We start from the raw sequence: 22060 nt of genomic DNA on the forward strand, positions 1-22060 counted from the left end.
GTCACCCGTCCTTGGTGAATCGCTCGCGTGCCTTGTCGCGCGCCCCCCGAAGAATGCCGGCTCCCGCATCCGCTGAAGCGGACCCGAGCGACTTGGCGGAGCGTCCTGCCATGAGTGCTCGGGCCCTCACCTCCTCACGTGCCTGACCGATCGTCGGGTGCTCGACCAGGACCATCTCAGGGGCTGGAAGGCGTACAGCAGTGGCGAAGCGAGTGAGCGACGCGTGGATGTCCGACGCCGTCTGTCGCATCTCACGTGCGCTGAGGAGGCGGTGAATCTCCAAGGGGGCGACGGCTCGCACCTCGTCGACTGCCGACATGACGGTCGCGACTAGCTCCTCATCGCGAGTCCGCTCGGTGGCTAGGGCGTCGCGGGCCTCGGACAAAGCCGAAGCGAGATGTTCGGGCTGCGTGGCCTGCACGCGGATGAGCCTGAGGTGCTCGAAGAGCAGGAGCGACTGCTCAGCGATCAGGATGAGGTCGAGGACGTCGCGACCGCCACCGGGCTCGAGGAAGTCGTCGAGCTTGCTCTCGCGCTTTGAGAGGCGGGCACGAGGGTCGATGTCTGCGGCTTGGCTCCGCACGAACTCGCGCATCTCCTCGAGGGCTCGGTAAAGTCCGGTCCGAACACCAGCAACCGACTCCCAATCCGCGTCCAGCAGCGCGCCCCGGTCGCGTGACGACCGAGTGACGCGGTCGAGGTGTCGGTGGGTCCCGATGACCTGACCGATCTGCTGGGCCCGTAGCCGCCTCTGTATGTCGTCGACCCGCTCTTCGACGCGTTCGACGGCCGCCTGCACCTCGGCGATGGCTGTCCGCAAGGCCATGGACGTGGCAGCTGTCTGCATCGCAAGCGCTTGTCCGCCGACCAGAGATGCCCGATCAAACGTCAGCTGACCGGCGAACTGGCCGCTGTCGTTCATCACGAAGCCGTACATGCCGCCGTTGGGCGCCGCTTTCTCGTGAAACTGAGCGAGCTTGGCCGCACCTTCGGCCGTCAGGCTGAAGTAATCTGCACCGGCTGCCATCACCGCAGCGGCAGACCCAGCCACCGCCGCGGTGTCGGCGAGGCTACGCTTCGAGACCTGGCTGCCGATGCCACCCAGCGGCTCGAGGACAAGCTTGAACGCGCGTGACCTTCCCTCGGGCGGTCCAACGACAAGCACGCCGTTCTCGTCGAGGACGACGTGCACATCTGGTCCGTCTGGAAGTCCCAACAGCTCTGCTGGCGCGAGCGTGACCAGCTCGCCCGCGCTCCACGAATCCGTCATGTTTTCCCCATGATCAGGTTGGTGCCGTTGTCCTGCCGGTTTGCCGACGACACGATGTCACGATGTCCACCATCCAGGACCTGTTTCGATCAGCTGCCGCACGTGAGACGTCACTTGAGCACGTAGCGCGCCTTCATTCGCTGTGCCCATTCGCTGAGTCCGGGGATCCGGGCAGCCTCGCCGAACAGTTGGCGATGGCTCCAGAACTTGACCGGCACGACTGATCCAACTGCCTCGTCAAGGGTGTTCGCGACGCGCTTGGCCGTCTTGTCGTCGTGCCGAGCCAGCACGACAGCGATCCCCGCCTCGACCGCTCCGTCAGGGCCAGAGTCAGCGGTGATGCCCCGTCGACGTACTGAATCGGTGAGCATGACCTGACGGAGCACCTGGCTGCACCCAGCGTCGACGAGCCTCTTTGTCGCTTCCTCGTCGAGTCCTAGAGACATGAGGTGCTCCTCGTAACGCGTCCAACGAACGGGAGCCGGGCTGAAGGTATCGGTGAACTTGACCTCGATCGTGATGAGGGTCCTGGTGTTGTCGGTCAGGTCCAGGCAGGCAGCCACATCCGCTCCGGACTTGTCGTCGGTATGCGATTGACGAGGTGGGAACCACTCGGCCTCGACGCCTTCAAGCATGTGCGCGGCAGGCGTCCCATCAGGAGGGGCAAGCGTGCCGAGGTGTGCCACGTCCAGCCCGGTCATCGCACCGAGAAGAGCGGCAGCCTCGTCTCGGTGCGCCCTGAGGTGTCCCGCGATGCTGAACGCCATCGGCTGCGACGAGAGGAGGTTGCGCCACAGTCGGTCGGGCTCTGCCTTGCCGTCGATCGTGTTCAGCGCGTCGAGTCGCCCGTGCGTGTAGGACCGTGCCTCGTCCGACATCACGTTCGGGCCGTCGACCACGACGTCCCGGCCGCGGTCTGTCGCAGCCAGCCAATTGGGCAGCGTCTCGTACCGCGCCCGAACACGAATGTCGTCCTGAGGTGGTCCCGCGGCCCAACGGAGCGTGCTCGAGCGCCACTCGCCCTGGTGGCGGCGGTGTCGCCGAGTCGCCGGATCGCGGTCGCGCGGAAGTACGCCGTCCCAGTCGCCCACGGTTGCGTTGGTCGGTTCCGGCTCGGGCAGTCCATCTGCAGTGTCAGCCATACCTTGACCCAAGCACCGCCACGCGCGACTCGCTAGTGCCTGATCATTGCTGCCGCAGGGCGGTGTCGACTGCCAGAGCGGCTGCCATCACGAGCGTTCGCAGTGGCTCTTCTAGCGGACGGTGGATCTCGACCACGTAGTGGTCCGCCTTGGTGAACACCTCTTTGAGGACGCCGGCATACGTTCGCGTGATCCGTCCGATCTCCGCTCCCGATTCATCGCGGATGCTGAAGTCGGACTGACGGCCGTTCTCGCCTCTGATGGTCCCGAGGGTCCGTCCGTCAGCCTCCAGCTTGAAGCGCGAGTAGTCGAACGAGATCGCGCGAGCGATCTGCCCGATCTCTCGTCCAGATGGTCCGCGGACCACCATCTTTGCCTTGAGCCACACCGTAGGACGAGTCAGCGAGATCAGCTCATTGCCGTCTCGATCCAAGACCTGGAACCTGCGCGTGCGATTGTTGTGAGAGATGGCCTTCTTGGTGAGGCTCTGACCCACCTCTCGGATGCTGCCCACCTGGCGCCCGGACCGGTCGTGGACCAGGTACTCGGCGTTGACCTCGAGCAGCTTGCCCTTCTGGTTGACGACCAGCACCGGCTCGTCCAGCCACGAGTCATCTCCCCGGGCTGAACCATCGCTCAAGCCGAGCTTGTTCACCTGCTTCTGGATGCGCCTGTCGCTGCGTGATACGGGTTCCGGGTACGTCCTGGGGTCTCGGACGTCCTCCGCAGGACGGATTCGGTCGGCATCGGGAGCTGGTGCTTGATCTGGGCGCACCTGATCAGCCGTTGGAGGAGGACCCTGGAGCGGGTCGATGCTTTGCTGACCTCGAGATCCCACGTGGTGCGTCCACTCGCGGCCGTCCCAGTAGCGGTGCTCGTGACGACCGAGGGGATCGGGGTACCAGCCGGCGACCCACGTGCTCATGCGAACTCGTACGTGATCTTCGCGTCAGGGGCGACGCTCAGGATGATGTTGTCGTAGAAGACCTTGGTCTGCTGCTGAAGGACTTCCTGGTTGTCGTCGAGGTGCTTCTGCTGCGCCTCCTCGCCGAGGATCTTGGTGATCATCTCCGCCTGGTCGATGTCCTCGGTCACGAAGCTCAGCACGCCGTCGTCCGTCACCGCGACCTCAAACTTGGGCTCGCTGTAGCCGATGAACTCAAAAGCCGGGACGGAGATCATGTAGTTGCCGGCGCCAGACTCAGTGACCTCGACGGCCCCGCCGTCGATGCCGAGCTTTCCGGTGAAGGTGTACTGCAGGTAGACCGTGTCCGAGGTGCCTGGCACGCACTTGCCGAACGCCGTCGAGCAGCGCTCCTCGCTTGTGATGCCCTGGATGCCCAGCGCGAGCAGAGACACCTCCTCGGTCCGCTTGATCGACTGCACTACCTGCGAGTCAGAAGTCTCGGACTTGATGCCGAGCGGAGAAAGCAGGCCCGCGTTCTTGAGCAAGGTGAACCCGACGATGGCGGCGAAGAGGACGACGAAGGCAACAAGGACGCGCACGGCGACCTTCGAGATGCGAGACATGGAAGGAGGACCTCGAGAATTGGCGGAAGGGCATGACGGAAGACCCCGCCGATCGCGCACGCTACCCCGCTCTCGCTGGCGAGTCAGGAGATTGGAGATGTCGGCCCAGCGTGCCCGTCCCTGAGCCTGACCGACTGTCGGTGGTCGTCCTTAGAGTCGTGGTTGTGGGGGTCGCGGGGGCGATCCAGTGAGGGGTCGAGAGCATGAAGGACGAGCTGGAGCGTCGGTGGGACGACGCGATTGAGACGGCGTGGCGGGAGTTCCGCCAACGGTTGGCGGACCGGCTGGCCGAGCTCGAGGTCGACGACAACGTGGTGATCGACGCGGACCCGGCCGATCCGGCCGCCCCGTGGTGCGAGGTGTCCCGCACGGGCGATGTCCTGTGGGTCTACGCCCTCGCAAACGGGGAGGAGGGGCTGGCTGTCGAGCTCGAGCCGCGCGAAGTCGATCGCGCTGCGGTGATGGTGGTCGAGGCGTTCCGCGAGACCTACGGGGTGCTCCACCCGATCTACCTCGACGCGGACGGCCTCGAGCCGCAGCCTGTCGACAAGCGCGAGCAACAGGCACGGCCTGATGTCGACCGGGTGGTGCGACCCTCCTCGCCGGACGAGGTGCGTGCCGTCGTCGACCTGGCCGTCGCCGGCATCTACGAGGAGGCGCCGGCGTGGGACAGCGACGGCGACCTCCCGCTGCCCACCGAGGACTGCCTGGTGTGGGTGCTCGTGCACAAGGAGGCACCGCGGGTGCTGCTGTCCTGCCTGCTCGTCGACGACGTCGCCAACGAGAAGGCGGCGCTCGAGGAGGTCAACCGCCTCAACCGGACCGAGTTCGGACTCTCCTTCGCCCTGACCGAGCAGCGGCTCACCGTGACGCGGGAGCTCGGGCTCGGTGTCGCCGTGCCGGCGGCCGTCCAGGGTGAGATCCAGCGGCTGCTCTCCCAGGTCGACGGATGGGCGCGACACCTCGGTCCGCGCGTCCGTTCCGCGCCCCGTGGAGAGAGGGAGCGGAAGGGTGGGCGATTCGGGACGGCGTACGCCGTGATGGCCGAGCTGGAGCGCGAGCGCCGCGGCTCGGTCGGTCCGGCCGCGATGGTGCGGATCTACGGCAACGACACCGGGCTGCTGCTCAAGGCGATCCGGATCACCGAGCAGCGCCGTCGCGACGCGCGGACCGTGATGCGCGACGCTCGGGCGGCGGGGCAGGCGACCCGGGAGAAGCTCGCCAAGGCGCGGCACGACTACCACCGGGACTTGGTGACCCGCATGCGCGCGGGTCTCCGGCTGATGGTCGACGCGCCCATCCGCAAGGTGCAGGTCGACCAGCTTGCCCTCTTCGACGAGGACGAGGCGGGGACCGGCCGGTGACGCGTTCGCCGGACGCACCAACGCGATGGGTGATGGGGTAAACGCATGCCGCGCCTGATCCCGGAGAGCCCGACCTTCACCACTCCTTCCGAGCGGGAGGTGTGGGAGCGGTTGCGAGACACCCTCGGCGACGACGACGTGCTCGTCGCCAACCTACGACTCACCGACGAGCACAAGGACCACGAGATCGACCTCGTCGTTCTGATGCCCGACATCGGGATCGTCACCGTGGAGGTGAAGGGCAGCAGCGTCTGGTGGGACGACGGCTGGCACATCATGCGCCGTGGCCGCGAGACGGTGATACACCCCGTCGACCAGGCACGCGACGGGAAGTACGCCGTCCGGACGTACGTCGAGCACGACGAGCGGTGGGGGAGCCGCGCGCGGGTCGCGTGGGCGCATGCCGTGGTGACGCCGTACTCCGAGTTCGGCGACGACTTCTCCCTGACCGACCTGCCGCGCTGGGCGCTCCACGACAAGCACGATCAGGAGCACCTCGTCCTGCGACTGAGGCAGACCGCGGCGAAGATGACCCACGGCCAGCGGGTCGCGACGCCCGACGACGTCGACGAGATCGCGGAGATCCTCACGGGCCGGCTGCGGACGTCGTACGACATCCGCGCGGAGGCCGACGAGCGCGCCGCTGTGGCCGACCGGCTGACGCTCGAGCAGGCGTCGATCCTCGGCGTGACGCGGCTGCTCAACCGCGTCGAGGTACGTGGCGGCGCCGGGAGCGGCAAGACCGTCCTCGCGCTCCAGCAGGCGAAGGAGCTCACCCGCGGCGGTCACGGGCGCAAGCCACAGCGTGTGGCGTTGCTCTGCTACTCGATCGGGCTCGCCGAGCACCTCAAGCGTGAGGTCGCGACGTGGGAGCGACGCCAGCGGCCGGCGTTCGTCGGCACGTTCCATGCTTTCGGGCGGCAGTGGGGAGCGGCTGACGGGGACCGGCAGGACAGCGAGTTCTGGGAGGAGCGTCTGCCTGCCGAGATGGCTGAGCTCGCGCTGAACCTGCCCGACGGGCAGAGGTACGACGCCGTGATCGTCGACGAGGCGCAGGACTTCGCGGACTCCTGGTGGACGCCCGTCCTGCGTTCGCTCCGCGATGAGGAGCAAGGAGGGCTCTATGTCTACTCCGACGAGAACCAGCGCATCTTCGCGCGGTTCGGGCGGCCGCCGGTCGCGCTCGTCCCACTCGTGCTCGACCACAACCTGCGCAACACCAAGCAGATCCATGAGTCCTTCGGGCCACTGGCGCCGAGCCGGATGTACTCCCGTGGAGGCGATGGCCCGTCGGTGCGTTTCGTGGACGCGGGCGATGAGGACCCGATCGACGTGGCCGACGACGAGGTCGACCGGCTGCTCGACGGAGGGTGGGACGCGAGGCACATCGCACTGCTGACAGTCGGGCACCGACACCCGATACAGGTAGAGCGCACGGACTTCCACGACCAGGACGGTTACTGGAGCACCTACTGGGACGACGACGTCTTCTACGGCCACGTCCTCGGCTGCAAGGGCCTCGAGCGTCGAGCCGTCGTGCTCTGCCTCAACGAGGACGGGTCGCGTGACCGCGCGCGGGAACGGTTGTACGTCGGGATGTCCCGAGCCACGGACGAGCTCGTCGTGGTGGGAGACCCCGAGACCGTACGCCGTGTGGGCGGGGACGTTGTCGCGAAGAGGCTCGGCATCTAAGGGTCAGGCTGAGCTCGCCATCGGCTCGAGCTGGTCCGGAGGAATGGGCCGGATCGCGCCCTTCGTCCCGAGGTGCACGATCTCGCACGGGACGCCCGCGTCCTTCGTGATCTCGTAGAGGGCTGCGGCCCAGCGTCGGTCGGGCGCGGTGAGGAACCCCGAACCCGGACGGGAGACCAGGAAGGCGAAGCTCACGCGTGGGACCACGTCGTCGCGAAGCAGGGTCAGGACCGTGCCGAAGTTCGCGCGGAACAGGTCGTCGGGCTCATCCGCGTCGGTGATCTCGGTGAGCTGCGGGAGCGGGACGTCGTCCTGGATCAGCATCATCCAGACGGAGCGACCGCCGAAGGACCACGGGCCCATCAGCCGGCGCCAGGCCGACTCGAGGTCGGCTTGAGTACGAATCGTGGGTTGGAAGAGCTCTTCGGTCATGATCCGACCTTGTCGCCGATCGCCGTGGCGCGCGAACGGTCATCCACAGGCTGCTGGTCTTGTGTGGTTTCGAGGCTCGCTTCGCTCGCACCTCAACTAACGATGGCGGGCGGCTTGTGTGGTTTCGAGGCTCGCTTCGCTCGCACCTCAGCCAGCGGTGGACCTCGTGGTTTCGAGGCTCGCTTCGCTCGCACCTCAACCACCGATGGGCACTACCCGACGGCGTACGAGGTGGTCGTTCCCTTCACGACCGGGCCGCCGCGGACGATCGAGACCTTGCAGACCGCGCCTGACGGCACGCTGTTGAGGTTGATCACCTCGTCGCTGTATGCCGCGCCGTTGCCGGCGTCGTACCAGGGGCCGAGGAGGGGGTAGGTCTCGCTCGAGTCGAAGCGGCCGGAGAACTTGCCCTTGAACCAGCACTGGTTGAGCAGGGCGAAGTCGTAGCTGACGACGGGGTAGACGCCGCCGATGGTGGCGCGGACCGTGACCTCGCCACCGCCGACAGCCGGACCCAGCAGCTCCGTGCTCCCACTCGTCGGGCCTGCAGACGCGGGGACTGCGCCGAGCACCGTGCTGACCCCGAGGGCCGCGGCCAGGCCGCTCGCCAGAACCTTGCGCATCGCGATCTCCTAGTTGCAGTAGTCGGTGGTGGAGGCCTCGCCGTAGCCGAGCTTCCACTTCAGCGGGGTGGTGCCGGGGTCGATCGTGTCGGCCTCCCAGATGGCGTCGGCGATGCACTGGTGGCCGTCGGCGTTGGGCATCACGCCCATGTCCTCGGTGGTCTGGCTCAAGTTGACGAGCACGCCGGGGGTGGCGGGGATCAGGTAGGTGGGTGGGTAGTAACCGGTCTGGCCCTTGACGAACCACGTGTCGTAGCAGCCGAAGTTGATCGTCGGCGAGTTGTGGTCGTGCACCTGGCCCATCAGCTCCGGGTGCTCGACGGTCGTCTTGATCTGCACCTTCATCGACATGCAGTGGTCGACGAACTTCGGTGCGACGTCGACGTACACGTAGCGCCAGCCGCCCGGCCCCGACTGGTAGGGCGCCAATGACTCCTTGATCGTGGTGTTCAGCTTGGCGATCGCCTGGTCGATCGCGGTGAGCGCCGCTGGCAGCTGTGACCAGCGCACCGTGCAGGTCGGCATGGTGTCGATCAGCGGGGTGCAGAGCTGCTGGATCTTGCCGTAGACGTCCACCGCCCGCGGGTAGGGATTCGGGTAGTTCACGACACCCACGACCAGGCCTGGGCGCTGGGCGGCCATCGTCTTCTCCGTGGCCAGCAGGGTCGTGTAGTTGTTCTTGATGTTCGTCCACAGCGAGGTGTTGCCGTAGACCGCGGTCGCACACGCCGCGGCCTCCGCGAACTGGTGGTCCTTCACCTTGCTGAAGCACGAGTCGATCAGGTCCACGGCCGGCTTGTTCTGCTCGCCGAGCATGATCGTGTGCAGGTCCGGACGCATGTTGTAGGCCGACGACATCGACCCGCCCGAGATGTACGTCGCCGACGTGACGCCGTTCTTACCCTGGTTGTAGACGCACCAGCCGGGCGAACCGAGGTGGTCCTCGAGCAGCCGCTCGGGGTAGCGCTTGGCGTTGTCGTCGAGCTCCTTGCCGTTGGTGACGTCGTCACCCGAGGCCACGTAGATCCGGCACCCGGCAGCCTGCGCCGGCGGCGTGGACGACGGCGCGGCCACGGACCCGGCGACCAGGAAAGCCACCGCGCTGGCGGTCGCGAGCAGTCGTACGACGTACGTGCGTCGCTTGGTGTCTGTCATGTCGTCCGTCCTCGTCACGTCACGGCGCGTACGTGTTCACGCGCAGGCCGCCGGTGTTGTTGTTGGTCTCGGCCTCGATGACCCCTCCCGAGGCGACCGCGACGTCGAAGTCCACGTAGGAGCTCGGGCTGGCAGTGTCGGCGTGGGCCTTGACCGTGACCGTCGTGCCTTGAGCGGCGGCGAGCCCGGCGGCTGGGCCGGTGCAGATGATCTCCGGGTTGGCGAGGCTCTGCCCGACCCCGCTGCCGAAGAACGGGTAGGCCGCGCAGGTGAACCCGTTCGTGGCGTCGGCGGTCCACGGCGCCTTGAGCTCGTTGGCCGTCCGGTCCAGGTCGATCGCGATGGTGATGCGGTTCGACCCGGTCGGCACGGCCGGCTGGTCGCCGATGTTCGTCACGGTGAACTTGTAGGTGACGTCCGAGTTGTCGGGGATCGGGTTCGGCGTCGCGATGATCTGGCCGAGCTCGAGGTCGACGCAGGCGGTGCACTCGTCGTGCGTGACGGTCGTCGTCTCCGTCTGCGTGTTGTTGGCCTCGTCGGTCTCGGTGATGGCGTCGAGCGGGTCGGCAGTCATGCTGACCGTGAGCTTGCCCGGTGCGGCGGCACCGACGATCAGCTTGGCCGTGATGGTCGTCGACTGGCCGGCGAGCAGGTCCCCGGTGCAGGTCGCGAGGGCGTTGGCATTGGTGATGGAGCACGCGAAGCCCTGGGAGCCGAGCACCGACACCAGCGTCATGCCCTGGGTCGGCAGGTCGACCTTAACGACGACCCCGTTGCCGTCCGATGCCTTGGCGTCCTGCGTGCCGGCGTTGGTGACCGTGGCGGTGTAGATCACCTCGTCGGACGTCGCCACCGGGTCGAACGCATCGGTGATGTCGCCGACCACGAGGTCGATCGCCGCACCGCCGAGGTTGGTCGTCACCGAGTCCGTGTTGTTGGAGACGTTGGTCGGCGTCTCGTCCTCGCACGCGTCCGCGACGTCGCAGGGTGCCGCCGGGTCGAAGGCCACGGCGCTGCCGCCGTTGGCCTCGGCCGTGTTGACCAGCGCTCCGCTGGCCGTGTCCTCCACCTTGGTCTGGATGGTGATGACCGTCGACTGTCCTGGGCTCAGGCCCCCGGTCACGTCACAGGTGACCGTTCCGCCGGTGGCCGAGCCGTCGTGCGTGCAGGTCGCCAGGCCGTTGGTCGCCGTGGGGTCGCCGATGATCGACACGTCGGCCGGCAGCTCGTCGGTGACCTCGAACTGCGCCGACTTGGCGTCGCCGGTGTTGCTGACGCTGATCGTGTACTCCAGCGTGGCGCCGACACTCACCGTCCCGGCGCTGGCCGACTTCTGCACCGAGATGTTCGGCGAGAACGGACGGATGGCGGTGGTCTTGGTCTTGCAGTTGTCGTTCTCGAGCTCCTCCACGACCGCGTCGTCCGGGTCGACGCAGGCCTCGTTGTCGAGGGTGCCGCCGTCCTGGGTGATGAAGACGTGGACCGTGATGGTCGCCGTGGCGTCGTTGCCAGCCATGTCGCCCACGCACTCCACGACGTTGGTCGGGCTGATCTCACACGTGAAGTTGCCCGTCGCCTCGACCCCGAGAGGGATCAGTCCCACCGGGAGCGGGTCGCGGACCACGACGTCATCGACAGCGGCCTTCTTGTTCGTGACCGTGATGACGTAGTCCTCGGTGTTGTTCTGCTGGGCGGTGGTCGGACCGTCCTTGTCGATGGTGAGGTTGTACGGCGACGAGACGTTGAGCGTGTCGCTCGCGGTGTTGTTGATCTCGTTGGACTCGGCGATCGCGTTGAACGGGTCGACCGCCGCCTGGTTGATGTAGGTCTGCTGCCGCACCTGAGGTGCTCGGACGACGATCCGGATCATCCTGGTGGTGGGCAGGCCCGGGACGAGGTCGTCGGACCCGTCGAGCGTGCCACCGGTGCAGGTGACCACGCCGCCGCTCTCGCCGCAGAGGAAGGCGCCGTCACCGCCGAGCACGTCCTTGGAGGAGACGTACGTCAGTCCTGCCGGCAGGGCGTCGCGCACGACCACCTGGAACGCCGGGTCCGTGCCCGCGTTGCTGACCTCGATCTGGTACGCGATCTCGTCACCGCTCTTGAACTCGTTGACGTCGCTGGCGCAGCCGGTCGTGATCGCGGTGTCGCACTTCTGGATCCGCAGGTCGATGAAGCCGGCACCCACGACCACCTTCGTGGTCGCCGAGTCCTGGTTGTCGGTCTCGTCGCCCTCGGGGATGGCGTTGGCCGGGTCGACGACAGCGGTGTTGCTGACGTTGCCGGGCCGGGTGGGCGAGAACGCCTTGATGGTGATGGTCCGGGTGGTCGGCGCGCCCGAGGCGGTCACCGTCGTACCGCTTAGGGTGGCGCCGGTGCAGGTGACCGTCCCGCCGGACTCCGAGCAGCTGAACCGTGTCGCGGGCCCGGCCAGCGAGGTCTCCTCGGCCGAGATGAACTGCGTGCCCGCCGGGAGCACGTCGCGCACCGTGACCCCGAACGCCGGGTTGGTGCCGGTGTTGCTCACGTCGAGCGTGTAGGTGATGACGCTGCTCGTGCCCACCTGGGCGGTCGCGCTCTTGTCGATCGTCAGCTGGACGAACGAGTTCAGCCCGCCGTCACCTGCCGTCTTCACGACGGTCTGCGCCTGCGCGGTGTTGTCGAACTCGTTGCCCTCGGGGACGACGTCGTCGGGGTCGACCTTGGCGGTGTTGGTGTAGGTGCCGGGTACGTCGGGGGCGTAGACGACGACCTCGATCTTGCGGGTCAGCGGGACGGTGCCGGCGCCGCCGGTGTCGGGGATCGTGTTGACCGTGCCGGAGAAGTCACCGCCGGTGCAGGTGATGGTGCCGCCAGTGGCGGATCCGTCGTGCGTGCAGAAGAACGCGTCCGTCGTACCGGGTCCGGGGTCGGTGTCCTTCGCCGAGATGAACCGTGCGCCGGTCGGGAGGAAGTCCTTGACCACCACGTTGCTGACCGGGTCGGTGCCGTCGTTCTCGACGGTGAGCTCGTACTTGAGGATGCCGTTGGTGGCGACCGGCTTGTCAGCGGCCGGCGAGGTCTGGGCCTTGGCGATCTTGAGCTGGTTGAACGCGCTCTGGTCGGCGCCGCCGGTCCCGACGACGGTGTCCTGGAAGGCGAAGTTGTTGCTCTCGTCGAACTCGGCGATCGCACTCAGGGGATCCACCCGCACCTCGTTGTGCATGGCCGGCTGGACGAAGCCGGTGGCCTTCAGCTTGATGGTGATCGTGGCGAACTGGTTCTTCGTCGGCGTCTGCTTGTAGAACTCCTTGTAGGTGCCGTCGAGGTGGCCCCCGACGCAGGTCACCTTGCCGCCGGTCGTGGAGCCGTCGTGGCTGCAGGTGAAGCCCTGGTCGCCGGACACCGACAGGAACCTCGTCCCGGCGGGCAGCGTGTCCTCGACGCGTACGTCGGTGGCGTCCTGGGTGCCGAGGTTGTCGACGTAGATCGTGTAGGTCTGCGTGCCGTTGGTCGCGATCGGGTCGAACCCGTCGGGCGGCGGCGGGTAGGCCGGGATGCGGCCGGCGGGGTCGGCGGTGGCCGCGTTCTTCTTGTCGTACTTGAAGATCGTGAGGTCGATGCCGGTGCTCACCTGGACGCTCGCCGATGCGTTGTTGTTGGTCTCGTCGGCCTCGAAGATCGTGTTCTCCGGGTCGACGATGACGTTGTTGGTCAGCGGACCGGTGCCCGCCGGCGGGACGACGATGATGGAGAACGTCTCGGTGGTCTCGGGACCGATGCTCGGGTTCGTGCACGTGAGGGTGTTGCCGCTCCCCAGGACGCAGGCGAAGTCGCTGCCGGCGGCGTTGCTGGACGAGTCGTAGACGACACCGGCCGGCAGCACGTCTCGTACGACGACCGGTTGCGTCGCGGAGACGCCGCTGTTGCCGACCACGAAGGTGTACTTCAGGCCGCCCGTGCAGAGGTCGCCGGCATCGTCCGACGGCCACGAGCGCGCGCAGACCGGGTCTGGCTGCCCTGCCTTGGTGATCGTCAGGTCGTTCTGCGGCTTGACCGTCGTACGCTCCGTCGCGGTGGCGCGGACGCCGGTGTTCTTGATGTTGGCAGTCGCCGTCGCGGTGTTGATGAGGGTGGTGCCGGCCGGCGCCACGACGGTGCCCCTGACGGTGATGGTCAGGGTGCCGCCGGGATTGAGGGTGCGGATGCTGCACCGGACCTCGGGCGCGGCGACGGCGCACCCGTTGCCGTTGCCGACGGTGCCGTTGACGACGACCTGGGTCGCCACGATGCTTGCGGCCTCGAGGCCCTGGGTGCCGTCGACGACGACGACGTCGTCCGCTCGGGTGCTGGCCTTGTTGGTGACCTGGATCTTGTAGGTCAGCAGCTGGCCCGGCGCGACGGGGTCGGGACCGGCTCCCGCGAGGACGGCCGGATCGTCGGTCTTGATGATCTCCAGGGAGCCCTGCTGGGGCGCCGCGGTCACTGTCGTGTTGACGACGGCGGAGGTGTTGTTGAGCTCGTTGCCCTCGGCGATGGTGTTGTCCGGGTCGACGGCGGCGGTGTTGGTCAGTGGTCCGGTCGCGGGCGCGACGACGTGCAGGCGGATGCTGCCGTTCTGCCCGGCGTTCACGCGACCTCCCGTGCAGGTCACCTTGATCGGTGTGCCCGACGACGTACACGTGAAGAGGCTCGTGGTGTCCCAGGCGGGCGTCTGCAGGGTCACGCCGGCCGGCAGGGTGTCGACGACCTTGATGTCGTTGGCCAGGGCGGTGCCGATGTTGTTGACGGTCAGCACGTAGTCGAAGCCCGCGCCGGCGACCACCGTCGAGGGACCGGTCTTGTTGATCGTCAGGTCCGGCAGCGTGCTGCCGGAGCCGCCCTGCACGAGGGTCTGGTTGCTCGCGTTGGTGGTGAAGTTCTGCGCCGACTTCGTGCCCGTGACGCCGGCGGTGTTGTTGAGGGTGGACCCGGACGGGGCGGTGACCAGGCCGCGGATGGTGACGGTCCACGTGGCTCCGCCGTTGAGGGTGCCGCCGTTGCAGGAGACGAGCTGGCCGGACTGGGTGCAGGTGCCCTGAGTGGAGGTGATGACGTACTGCGGGGTCGCGGGCGGCGACTGGATCGTGCCGACCCCGTTGAGCTGGTCGGTCATGACCAGGTTGGTCAGCTTGGCGCCGCCGGTGTTGGTCATCGTGATCGTGTAGGTGATCTCGGCCCCGGACGCGACGGGGCTCGGCGACGCGGTGTTGGTCACCGTGATGGGGCTGACCGGATCGGCCGAGGCCGGCGCCTGGAGCGCTGGCCACACCAGCACTGCGGCGGTGAGGAGGGCGAGCCACCTCGCTCGTCGCGAAGGTCGCGAGCCCGACCGAGACGTACGTACGTGCTTGTTCCCCAACGCCATGGACATGGCCGACCTCCCGGAAGGCACGCGCCCCTCCGGAACGTGCCACCGGTCAGTTCAGACCTCGCCTCTGCGGGTGGTCAACGTTGCCGTGACGAGTGTTGACATCGTTGGTGGCGAGGCGTAATACGGGAGGGCCGTCGGGGGCACCGGATTCCGACGGCCTGTGGTGTGCCCGGACACCTCGTCGTCTGCCACAGAAAGTTGACTGTCGGGACTAGACCGACCGGTGCGGACGGCTAGACCGCGGTGGCCGACGCCGGGCCGGCGCCTCGAAGGACGCCGGCCCGGCACACACCGCGGCAGGTCAGACCCCGACGAGCTCCCGCTCGTCGGCCGGCTCCTCCTCGAGCTCGGCTTCCACCCGCACCGTCGGGAGCAGGCGGTCGAGCCAGGCCGGCAGCCACCAGTTCCAGTGCCCGAGCAGCGACATCGTTGCGGGCACGAGCACCATCCGGACCAGGGTCGCGTCGAGCAGGATCGCGACGGCCATGCCGAGGCCGAGCTGCTTGACGACCACGTCACCCTCGCTGGCGAAGCCGAGGAAGACGACCATCATGATCGCGGCCGCGGAGGTGATCACCCGGCCGGTGGCCGAGAGGCCCCGGACCACGCTGCCGCGTGGGTCGCCGGTGCGGAGGTAGTCCTCCCGGATCCGGGAGAGCAGGAACACCTCGTAGTCCATCGACAGTCCGAACAGGATCGCGAACATCAGGATCGGCATCCAGCTCGACAGCGGCATCGAGCGGTCGACCCCCAGCAGGTCGGAGCCCCAGCCCCACTGGAAGACCGCGACGAGCACGCCGTAGGCCGCGCTGATCGACAGCAGGTTCATCGCGGCGGCCTTGAGCGGCACCAGCACCGAGCGGAACATCACGCCGAGCAGGAGCACCGAGACTCCGACCACGAAGGCGATCACCACCCACAGTCGCTGCTGCAGCATCTCGGAGATGTCGGAGAAGAACGGCGTCCACCCGGTGACCTCCGCGCCGTCCGGCAGGGCCTGGCGCAGGTCGGAGACGAGCGCCGAGGTCCGCTGGTCGGTCGGCCCGAAGGTCGGCTCTGCGGTGACGATCGCGAGCTCGCCGTCGGGGGTCACCACGGCCGGCGCGACGGCGGCGATGCGGTCGTCCGAGGCGAGCGTCGAGACGACCTCGTCGGTGACGCCGTCGGCGGTCGGGACGACGACGGTGACGGGGCCGTTGGTCCCGGGGCCGTACTCCTCCGCGACGATGTCGTACGCCTGGCGCGTGGTGTTGTCGGCCGGCTGGTTGCTCGCGTCGCTCGGCCAGGTGTGCATGTCGAGCACCGGCGCGGCGAGCACGAGCAGGACACCCAGGCTGGCCAGCGCCCACGGCAGCGGCGTACGACCGACGCGGGCGGCCCACCGACCGGTGAGCGGCTGCGTCGTGCGCTCCGGGCGGCCGCGACGGACGCGTCGGGGAAGCAGCTTGCGGCCGCCGAGCCGGCAGAGCGCCGGGACCAGGGTGAGGGCAGCGGTCGCGACGAACACGACCGCGATCGCCGTCGCGAGCCCGAAGGCGTCGTACGTCGTCAGGCCGGCGAGGCGCAGGCCCATGAGCGAGACGAGCACGGTCACCGCGGCGAGGACCACCGAGCGGCCCGACGTGGCGACCGCGCGAGCGGCGGCCTCGATCGGCGAGAGCCCCAGGCGGAGGTTCTCGACGTGACGGGTGACGAGCAGCAGGGCGTAGTCGATGCCGACGCCGAGGCCGACCATGGACGCGACCATCGGGGCTGACGGGCTGACCGCCATGGTCGCGGCCAGCAGGCCGATCCCTGCGCTGCCGCCGGCGAGGCCGGCGATGGCGATGCCGATGGGGAGACCGGCGCCCACGGCGGAGCCGAGAGCGATGACGAGGATGAGCAGGGCGAAGACGACGCCGACGATCTCACCCGTGCCGCCGATCGGCTCGCCCGCGGTGTCCGGCAGGTCGCCGCCGAGCTCGACCTGGAGGCCGGTGTCGATCGTCGGGGCGATCGCGCCCTCGAGCGGCTCGGTGTTGGCCATCAGGTCGGGGTGGGTGACGGGCTGGTCGTACTCGACGGTGAGGATCGCGGTGTCACCATCCTCGCTGAGGCGCGGCGGGCTGACGGACGCGACGTGCTCCAGGTCGAGCAGGCGATCGGTGAGCCGGCCGACCTCGGCGGTCGCCAGGGGCTCACCCGATCCGTCGTGCACGATCACGCGGGCGCTGGCGTAGCCGCCGACCCCGTGCTCGCGGAGGGTGTCGATGCCCTGCTGGGCACGGGCGCCCGGCACGTCCCAGTCGTCGCGCATCGGGGCGCCGAAGGCCCACGAGAGCGTCGAGACGGTCGCGAGGACCAGGACCCACGCGCCGAGGACGCGCCAGGGATGGGCGGCGGACGAGCGTCCGAGCCGGTAGAGGAACGAGGGCGACTGCGTGGACATGGTGGGACTCCTGCGGGATGCGGTGTGCTGACACCGAGCACGCTGTCGCCTGCCTCTTGAGGGCGGCTTGGACCCGGCTTGCGCCACGGACCCAAGACGGGTCAGATGCCGAGCTGCCTGCGTCGCTCAGCGAGCCACGCGGCGTACGCCTCGAAGCCCCACTCCTCGGCCTGGGCGTCCGCGCGGTCCGCGGCCTCGGCCGCCTCGACCGAACGGCCCGTCGTCGCCAGGGCGAGCGCGAGGTAGCCGTCCACCGGCCCCATGACGGTCGAGATGCCGCTGACGGCGATCCGACCGCTGAGGGGTTCGAGCAGCTCGACCATCCGCGACGCGAGGCGTACGTCGCCCGCCACCGCAGCGGCTTCCGCCAGCGTGCTCCACGTGCTGGTGCTGCTCCAGTTGTCGACCCGGTGCCGGAGCGGGTGCGCGAGCTGGGCGCGCAGCTGGTCGGGGTCGCCGGCACGGGCCAGGGCGAGAACGAGGACGTCGGCTGCCAGGTCGTTGTCGGCGATCGCCATCGCCTGCCGGATGGGCTCGATGACCTCGCCGATGCCCTCGTCCCACGTGTGCGAGACGAGGTGGATGCCCATCAGGTGGAGGGCCTCGTTGGCGGGGTTGCGGCGCGGGCGCAGTGCGTGGAGCTCGGTGAGCAGCTGCCCGATGCGGGCCTCGTCGCGCCGCATCGAGGCGAGGCTGAGCTCAGTCCAGGCGAGGGCGAGGCGGGCGTAGGAGTTGCGGCGCCGGGAAGCGAGCCTGCTCGTGGCGGCTGCCTGGCGGACGTGCTCCTCCCGGTCCCCGATCTCCAGCAGGCTGCCCGTCAGCAGCACCGAGGCGACCACCTCGGCGTCGGGGTCGCCCGCCCCGCGGGTGGCGTCGAGGCACTCACGCGCCAGCGCGAGCCGCAGGTCGAGGTGGGCGGGCGTCCACACGGCCTTCCACGCCGTCTGCGTGGCCCAGCCGAGCAGGTCGAGGTCGCCCGTGCGCCGCGCCATGGCGACGCCCTCGTCGACGAGCGCGGTCACCTCGGCCTGCGCCGAGGGGTCGTAGTAGAGGAGCGCTGCGAGCGCGAGCATCACCCGGCAACGGTCGGCCGAGTCGCCCGGTGGGAGCTGCGCCAGCGCCCACCGGAGGTCGTCGATGGTGTCCTCGGGCACCTCGTTCCACTGCTGGGGCATCCACACCGAGCCGTCGGTGGCGGCGGCCGCTGCCGCAGCGAGCCGGGACAGGTCCTCCTCCCGGCGGGCGAGCGCGATGGCCTCCTCGGCGCACGGCAGGACCTGGTCCCACTCCGCGTTGGGTCGGAGGTCGTGGGCCCGCGTGAGCAGCAGGTCGATGAGCTCCGTCACGGTGCCGAGGGGATCGCGGCGGTGGGCGTCGATCGCCGCCGCGACCAGCTGCTCGGCCTCGACCCAGGAGAACGTACGACGTGCGTGGGTGGCGGCGTGTGCCGCTGCCCGCCACGCCCGCCCGGCATGGGTGGGACCCGCGGCGAGCCAGTGACGGGCCAGCTCGGCCTCGCGCTCCTCGCGACCGACCAGGCCGCCGACGAGCGCCTCGTCGTCGAGGGTGTGTGCGACCTGCGCGTGGAGCCTGGCGAGCCGCGAGGGGCTCGCGGTCGTCACCACCGCGTCGCGGGTGAGGGCGTGGGTGAAGGCGACGGTCCCGGCCTCCGGGTCCTCGAGCAGGCCGGCCGCACGGGCGGGGGTGAGGACGTCGTCCACCACGTCCGCGGACTTGCCGGCCACGGCGGCGAGGAGGTCGAGCGAGAACCTCCTGCCCAGGACCGCGGCGAGGAGCAGCAGCTCCCGGGTGGTGTCGGGCAGGTCCTGCAACCGTCGCACGATGACGTCCCGGACGCTCGAGGGCAGCGAGGCGCTGTCGCGCGTGCCGAGCCGGGCGAGCTCGACGAGGAAGTACGGGTTGCCCCCCGAGCGCGCGTGCCACTCGGCCACGACGTCGGCCGCGACCTCGGTCCCGGCGACCGAGTCGACGAGGGTGTGGGCGTCACGGGCGTCCAGGCCGTCCAGGTCGAGGCGGGTCGCGTGGTGGCGGGCCAGCTCCTCGCCCACCTCGGCGAGGTCGCCGACCGGCTCGGGCCGCGCGCGGCGGGTGAGGAGGAGCGCGAGGCGGTGTCCCGGGCGCGCGCCCGACACGAGGTGTCGTATGACCTTGAGCGAGGCGGTGTCGGCCCAGTGGAGGTCCTCCAGCACGAGGAGGACCGGCTGCTCGGTGGCGCGCGACACGACCTCGTGGACCAGGGTCTGACGGGCGAGGAAGGCCCCCTGCTCCGTGCCGTCGTCGCCGCCGCTCGGGGATCCGGACAACAGCCGGTCGACCTCGGGGTCGAGATCACCGTCGGCCAGCTCGCGCAGCGCCTGGCTCCACGGCCACAGGCTCGGGGCGCCGTCGTCCTGCGAGCAGCGTCCGGTGGCGACGCGGAAGCCGCGTTCGCGAGCTGCCTCCGAGACCCGCGAGACCAGGCGTGACTTGCCGATGCCGGGCTCGCCGACCAGGACAGCGGTCGAGGGCGTGCCGGCCTCCGCGCGCTGGAGCACGTCGAGCAACGCCGCTTCCTCGGCTTCCCTGCCGACCGTCGCCCAGTCCGTCGACGGCACAGCCGGAGCGACAGCGGAAGAGGTCGAAGGCGCGGTGACGACGGGCGCACGGAGCCACTGGTGCAGCGCCGGGTCCTGGACGAGCACGGCCTGCTCGAGGTCGCGCAGCTCCTGGCCGGGGTCCAGGCCGAGCTCGTCCGCCAGCACCGACCGGATGTGGCGCAAGGCCGTGAGCGCGTCGGCCTGCCGCCCGGAGCGGGTCAGGGCGAGGGCGTGCAGGGCCCAGAGCCGCTCCCGGAGCGGGTACCGCGTGGTCGCCTCCTCGGTCGCCGCGACCACGACGGCGTGGTCACCGAGGGCGAGGAGCCCCAGGACCCTGGCCTCCTCGGCGTCCACACGGAGCTGGTCGAGCGCGGTGCGTTCGAGGACGACCGCCGGCTCGTCGGGCAGGTCGGCGTAGGCCTCACCCGTCCAGAGCCCCAGCAGCTCCTCGACCCGGTCGACGTGCTGGGCGACCCGGTCGCGCGTCGGCCAGTCCGCCCCGGTGCCGGTGGTCAGCTGCGAGGCAAGCGGCGCCAGCTGCCGTCCGAGCGCTCGTACCTCGTCCGCGAACCTGTGGGCGTCGACCCTGTCGCGTCCGAGCGCGAGACGGTAGCCGTGGTCGCTGGTGAGCAGGACCCGCGGCTTCTCCCGCGGACCGAGCCCCGGCTCGAGCACCCGACGCAGGCCGGAGAGGTAGGAGTGCAGGGTGCCGTGCGCCCCGCGCGGCGGGTCCTCGCCCCACACCAGACGGGCGAGCGCGTCGGGGGCCACGTCCCCACCCAGGCGCAACGCCAGCGCCGCGAGCACCGAGCGCGGCTTGCGGGCACCGACGTCGACGGTGGCCGCCGGGTCGTCCCCCAGCGCCACCTGGCTCGTCCCGAGCACACGGACCCACACGCGCAGCAACGTAGCGCCCGGCGACCCAAGTCGCTCTGGAGTCGGTCTCAAGAGTCGGGGGAGATCGTCGGATCCCACCGACCAGAGGAGAGGCCATGACCGACCACGAGACCGACCCGACGACCCACCGACCGCAGCTCACCCTGCCGCGCCAGGCGCACACCGCCGAAGGCCCGCACGACCAGACCGGGATGTACGTCATGCACCACGCCCTGCGCCGCGACTTCGTGCGCTTCACCGCCGCCGTCGAGGCCACGCCCGTGTCGGAGCGCGACGTCTGGGTCGCGCTCGAGCGGCGCTGGGTGGAGATGGCGGAGGTGCTGCACCACCACCACTCCGCCGAGGACGCCCACCTGTGGCCGCTGCTGCTGAGCCACGCGGAGGCCGATGGCGACGAGGAGGGCGTGCGCCTGCTCGCCGACATGGAGGCCGAGCACGCCGACGTCGACCCCGCCCTGCACCACGTCCAGGAGGCGTTCGCGGCGATGGCCGCGCACCCGTGCGCCGACCACCGCAACGCACTGGAGATCCGGCTCGCCGCTGCGCACGAGCTCCTGCTCGACCACCTCGCCCACGAGGAGACCTACGCCCTGCCGATGCTGCAGCGCACCCTCAGCGTCGAGGAGAACACGGCGTTCGAGAAGTCGATCGAGAAGGCCTACCCGCTCAGCACGATCCCCTTCGTCCTGCCGTGGGCGATGGACGGACTCCCCGCCGATGTCCGCGAGCGGATGATGGAGTCGACCCCGCCGGGCTACGGCCTGCTGCTGCGGCTGCTCCGGCCCCGCTTCGAGCGCGGCGAGCGCCGTGCGTTCCGGTTCGCCTGAGCGGCCTGCGATGTCGACGCGTCTGCTTCACACGACCCAGCCGCCCGCACGCAATCCCGGGGCCACGCTGGCCCGCGCGAGCGCCTGCTTCGGGATCGCCTTCGCGGTGGGACAGCTGCTCGTCATGGTCGCCATGGGCGTCCTCGTCCTGCCGCACGTCGGCGGGCCGGGGGACCCCGCCCTCGACCGCGGGCGGGACATCCTCGACGTGCAGACCGCCTACCGCGTGAGCAACTACGCGTTCATGGCCGCCGGCACCCTGCTGCTCGGCTTCCTGGGCGTGGTGCAGGCGCGACTCCGCGCGGTGGACGCCAGCGGGGTCCTCGCCACCGTCGCCCTGGCGTCCGGCACGATGCTCGCGCTGGTCTGGCCGTTCGCGGGCGTGCTGCACGACGTCGCGATGGAGGCCGCCGCCGGTGGGGCGGACCCGCGCCTGCTGGCGGGCTGGGACTCGGTCGCGCCGTACTCGCTGGCGTTCTCGGTCTTCCCGCGGCTGTTCTTCGTCGGTGCGATCGTGATGGCGCTCTGTCTCGCGGGCTCCGCGCGCTGGCTGCAGCGGATCGGCCTGGTGCTCCTGCCCGTGAGCCTACTGGGCAGCGCGACGCTGCTCGCCGACGCGCTCTTCCCGTTCCTCGCGCTGAGCACGCTGGCGTACGAGCTGTGGGTCGGCGCGGTCGCCTGGCACTGGCTGCGGGCGTCCAGCTCGTGATC

The 22060-nt window shown here is 69.5% G+C and carries 14 protein-coding genes and 1 pseudogene; 4 read left to right on the forward strand and 11 right to left on the reverse strand.

What is annotated here, in order from left to right; all coding sequences use genetic code 11:
* Position 1: 1 nt before the first annotated feature.
* From L2K70_RS02330 to L2K70_RS02350, 5 genes and pseudogenes are all read right to left on the reverse strand, one after another.
* Positions 2–1270: a hypothetical protein gene (locus L2K70_RS02330; protein WP_236398412.1), complete on the reverse strand. Its 1269-nt coding sequence runs from the start codon at positions 1268–1270 to the stop codon at positions 2–4.
* A 110-nt stretch (positions 1271–1380) separates the two neighbouring features.
* Complete coding sequence (locus L2K70_RS02335) at positions 1381–2412, reverse strand: PGN_0703 family putative restriction endonuclease (RefSeq protein WP_236398415.1); 1032 nt, start codon at positions 2410–2412, stop codon at positions 1381–1383.
* A 43-nt stretch (positions 2413–2455) separates the two neighbouring features.
* A complete protein-coding gene (locus L2K70_RS02340) occupies positions 2456–3067 on the reverse strand; it encodes an LURP-one-related/scramblase family protein (RefSeq protein WP_236399397.1) in 612 nt (203 codons plus the stop codon).
* Between the two features lie 177 nt (positions 3068–3244).
* Positions 3245–3337: pseudogene (locus L2K70_RS21500) on the reverse strand (DUF2510 domain-containing protein); the annotation flags it as partial.
* Complete coding sequence (locus L2K70_RS02350; RefSeq protein ID WP_236398419.1) at positions 3334–3942, reverse strand: hypothetical protein; 609 nt, start codon at positions 3940–3942, stop codon at positions 3334–3336. The gene L2K70_RS02350 and the pseudogene L2K70_RS21500, both read right to left, overlap by 4 nt.
* 203 nt (positions 3943–4145) lie before the next feature.
* Between L2K70_RS02350 and L2K70_RS02355 the strand changes: the two genes are divergently transcribed.
* The gene (locus tag L2K70_RS02355; RefSeq protein ID WP_236398422.1) at positions 4146–5306 is read left to right on the forward strand and encodes a T3SS (YopN, CesT) and YbjN peptide-binding chaperone 1; all 1161 of its coding nucleotides are present in this window, start codon (positions 4146–4148) and stop codon (positions 5304–5306) included.
* Between the two features lie 45 nt (positions 5307–5351).
* Positions 5352–6998, forward strand: a complete 1647-nt coding sequence (locus tag L2K70_RS02360; RefSeq protein WP_236398425.1) for a nuclease-related domain-containing DEAD/DEAH box helicase — start codon at positions 5352–5354, stop codon at positions 6996–6998.
* Positions 6999–7001: 3 nt separating this feature from the next.
* Here L2K70_RS02360 and L2K70_RS02365 read toward each other — a convergent pair whose 3' ends face one another.
* From L2K70_RS02365 to L2K70_RS02390, 6 genes are all read right to left on the reverse strand, one after another.
* Entirely contained in the window at positions 7002–7430 is a 429-nt protein-coding gene (locus tag L2K70_RS02365) for a hypothetical protein (RefSeq protein WP_236398428.1), read from the reverse strand.
* 212 nt (positions 7431–7642) lie between these two features.
* Positions 7643–8053 carry a hypothetical protein gene (locus L2K70_RS02370; RefSeq protein WP_236398431.1) on the reverse strand — a complete coding sequence of 137 codons (411 nt, stop codon included), beginning with the start codon at positions 8051–8053 and terminating at the stop codon, positions 7643–7645.
* A gap of 9 nt (positions 8054–8062) precedes the next feature.
* Entirely contained in the window at positions 8063–9208 is a 1146-nt protein-coding gene (locus tag L2K70_RS02375; RefSeq protein WP_236398434.1) for a hypothetical protein, read from the reverse strand.
* A 19-nt stretch (positions 9209–9227) separates the two neighbouring features.
* Positions 9228–14444: a CARDB domain-containing protein gene (locus L2K70_RS02380; RefSeq protein WP_236398437.1), complete on the reverse strand. Its 5217-nt coding sequence runs from the start codon at positions 14442–14444 to the stop codon at positions 9228–9230.
* A gap of 457 nt (positions 14445–14901) precedes the next feature.
* Positions 14902–17028 (reverse strand): MMPL family transporter, encoded by a 2127-nt coding sequence (locus L2K70_RS02385; protein WP_236398439.1) that lies wholly within the window; start codon positions 17026–17028, stop codon positions 14902–14904.
* A 101-nt stretch (positions 17029–17129) separates the two neighbouring features.
* Positions 17130–20522 carry an ATP-binding protein gene (locus L2K70_RS02390; protein ID WP_236398441.1) on the reverse strand — a complete coding sequence of 1131 codons (3393 nt, stop codon included), beginning with the start codon at positions 20520–20522 and terminating at the stop codon, positions 17130–17132.
* Positions 20523–20617: 95 nt separating this feature from the next.
* Here L2K70_RS02390 and L2K70_RS02395 point away from each other — a divergent pair, with 95 nt between their 5' ends.
* Both L2K70_RS02395 and L2K70_RS02400 read left to right on the forward strand, forming a co-directional pair.
* Positions 20618–21349, forward strand: coding sequence for a hemerythrin domain-containing protein (locus tag L2K70_RS02395; RefSeq protein ID WP_236398444.1), 732 nt, complete (start codon positions 20618–20620; stop codon positions 21347–21349).
* Between the two features lie 10 nt (positions 21350–21359).
* On the forward strand, positions 21360–22058 hold the full coding sequence (locus L2K70_RS02400; RefSeq protein ID WP_236398447.1) for a hypothetical protein: 699 nt from the start codon (positions 21360–21362) through the stop codon (positions 22056–22058).
* Positions 22059–22060: the final 2 nt, after the last annotated feature.

This window comes from Nocardioides potassii (assembly GCF_021648885.1).
GTDB classification, from domain to species: domain Bacteria; phylum Actinomycetota; class Actinomycetes; order Propionibacteriales; family Nocardioidaceae; genus Nocardioides; species Nocardioides potassii.

Coding starts and splice junctions, on each gene's coding strand:
- L2K70_RS02330 (WP_236398412.1), bottom strand. CDS start 1,270: ATGACGGATTCGTGGAGCGCGGGCGAGCTGGTCACGCTCGCGCCAGCA.
- L2K70_RS02335 (WP_236398415.1), bottom strand. CDS start 2,412: ATGGCTGACACTGCAGATGGACTGCCCGAGCCGGAACCGACCAACGCA.
- L2K70_RS02350 (WP_236398419.1), bottom strand. CDS start 3,942: ATGTCTCGCATCTCGAAGGTCGCCGTGCGCGTCCTTGTTGCCTTCGTC.
- L2K70_RS02355 (WP_236398422.1), top strand. CDS start 4,146: ATGAAGGACGAGCTGGAGCGTCGGTGGGACGACGCGATTGAGACGGCG.
- L2K70_RS02360 (WP_236398425.1), top strand. CDS start 5,352: ATGCCGCGCCTGATCCCGGAGAGCCCGACCTTCACCACTCCTTCCGAG.
- L2K70_RS02365 (WP_236398428.1), bottom strand. CDS start 7,430: ATGACCGAAGAGCTCTTCCAACCCACGATTCGTACTCAAGCCGACCTC.
- L2K70_RS02370 (WP_236398431.1), bottom strand. CDS start 8,053: ATGCGCAAGGTTCTGGCGAGCGGCCTGGCCGCGGCCCTCGGGGTCAGC.
- L2K70_RS02375 (WP_236398434.1), bottom strand. CDS start 9,208: ATGACAGACACCAAGCGACGCACGTACGTCGTACGACTGCTCGCGACC.
- L2K70_RS02385 (WP_236398439.1), bottom strand. CDS start 17,028: ATGTCCACGCAGTCGCCCTCGTTCCTCTACCGGCTCGGACGCTCGTCC.
- L2K70_RS02395 (WP_236398444.1), top strand. CDS start 20,618: ATGACCGACCACGAGACCGACCCGACGACCCACCGACCGCAGCTCACC.
- L2K70_RS02400 (WP_236398447.1), top strand. CDS start 21,360: ATGTCGACGCGTCTGCTTCACACGACCCAGCCGCCCGCACGCAATCCC.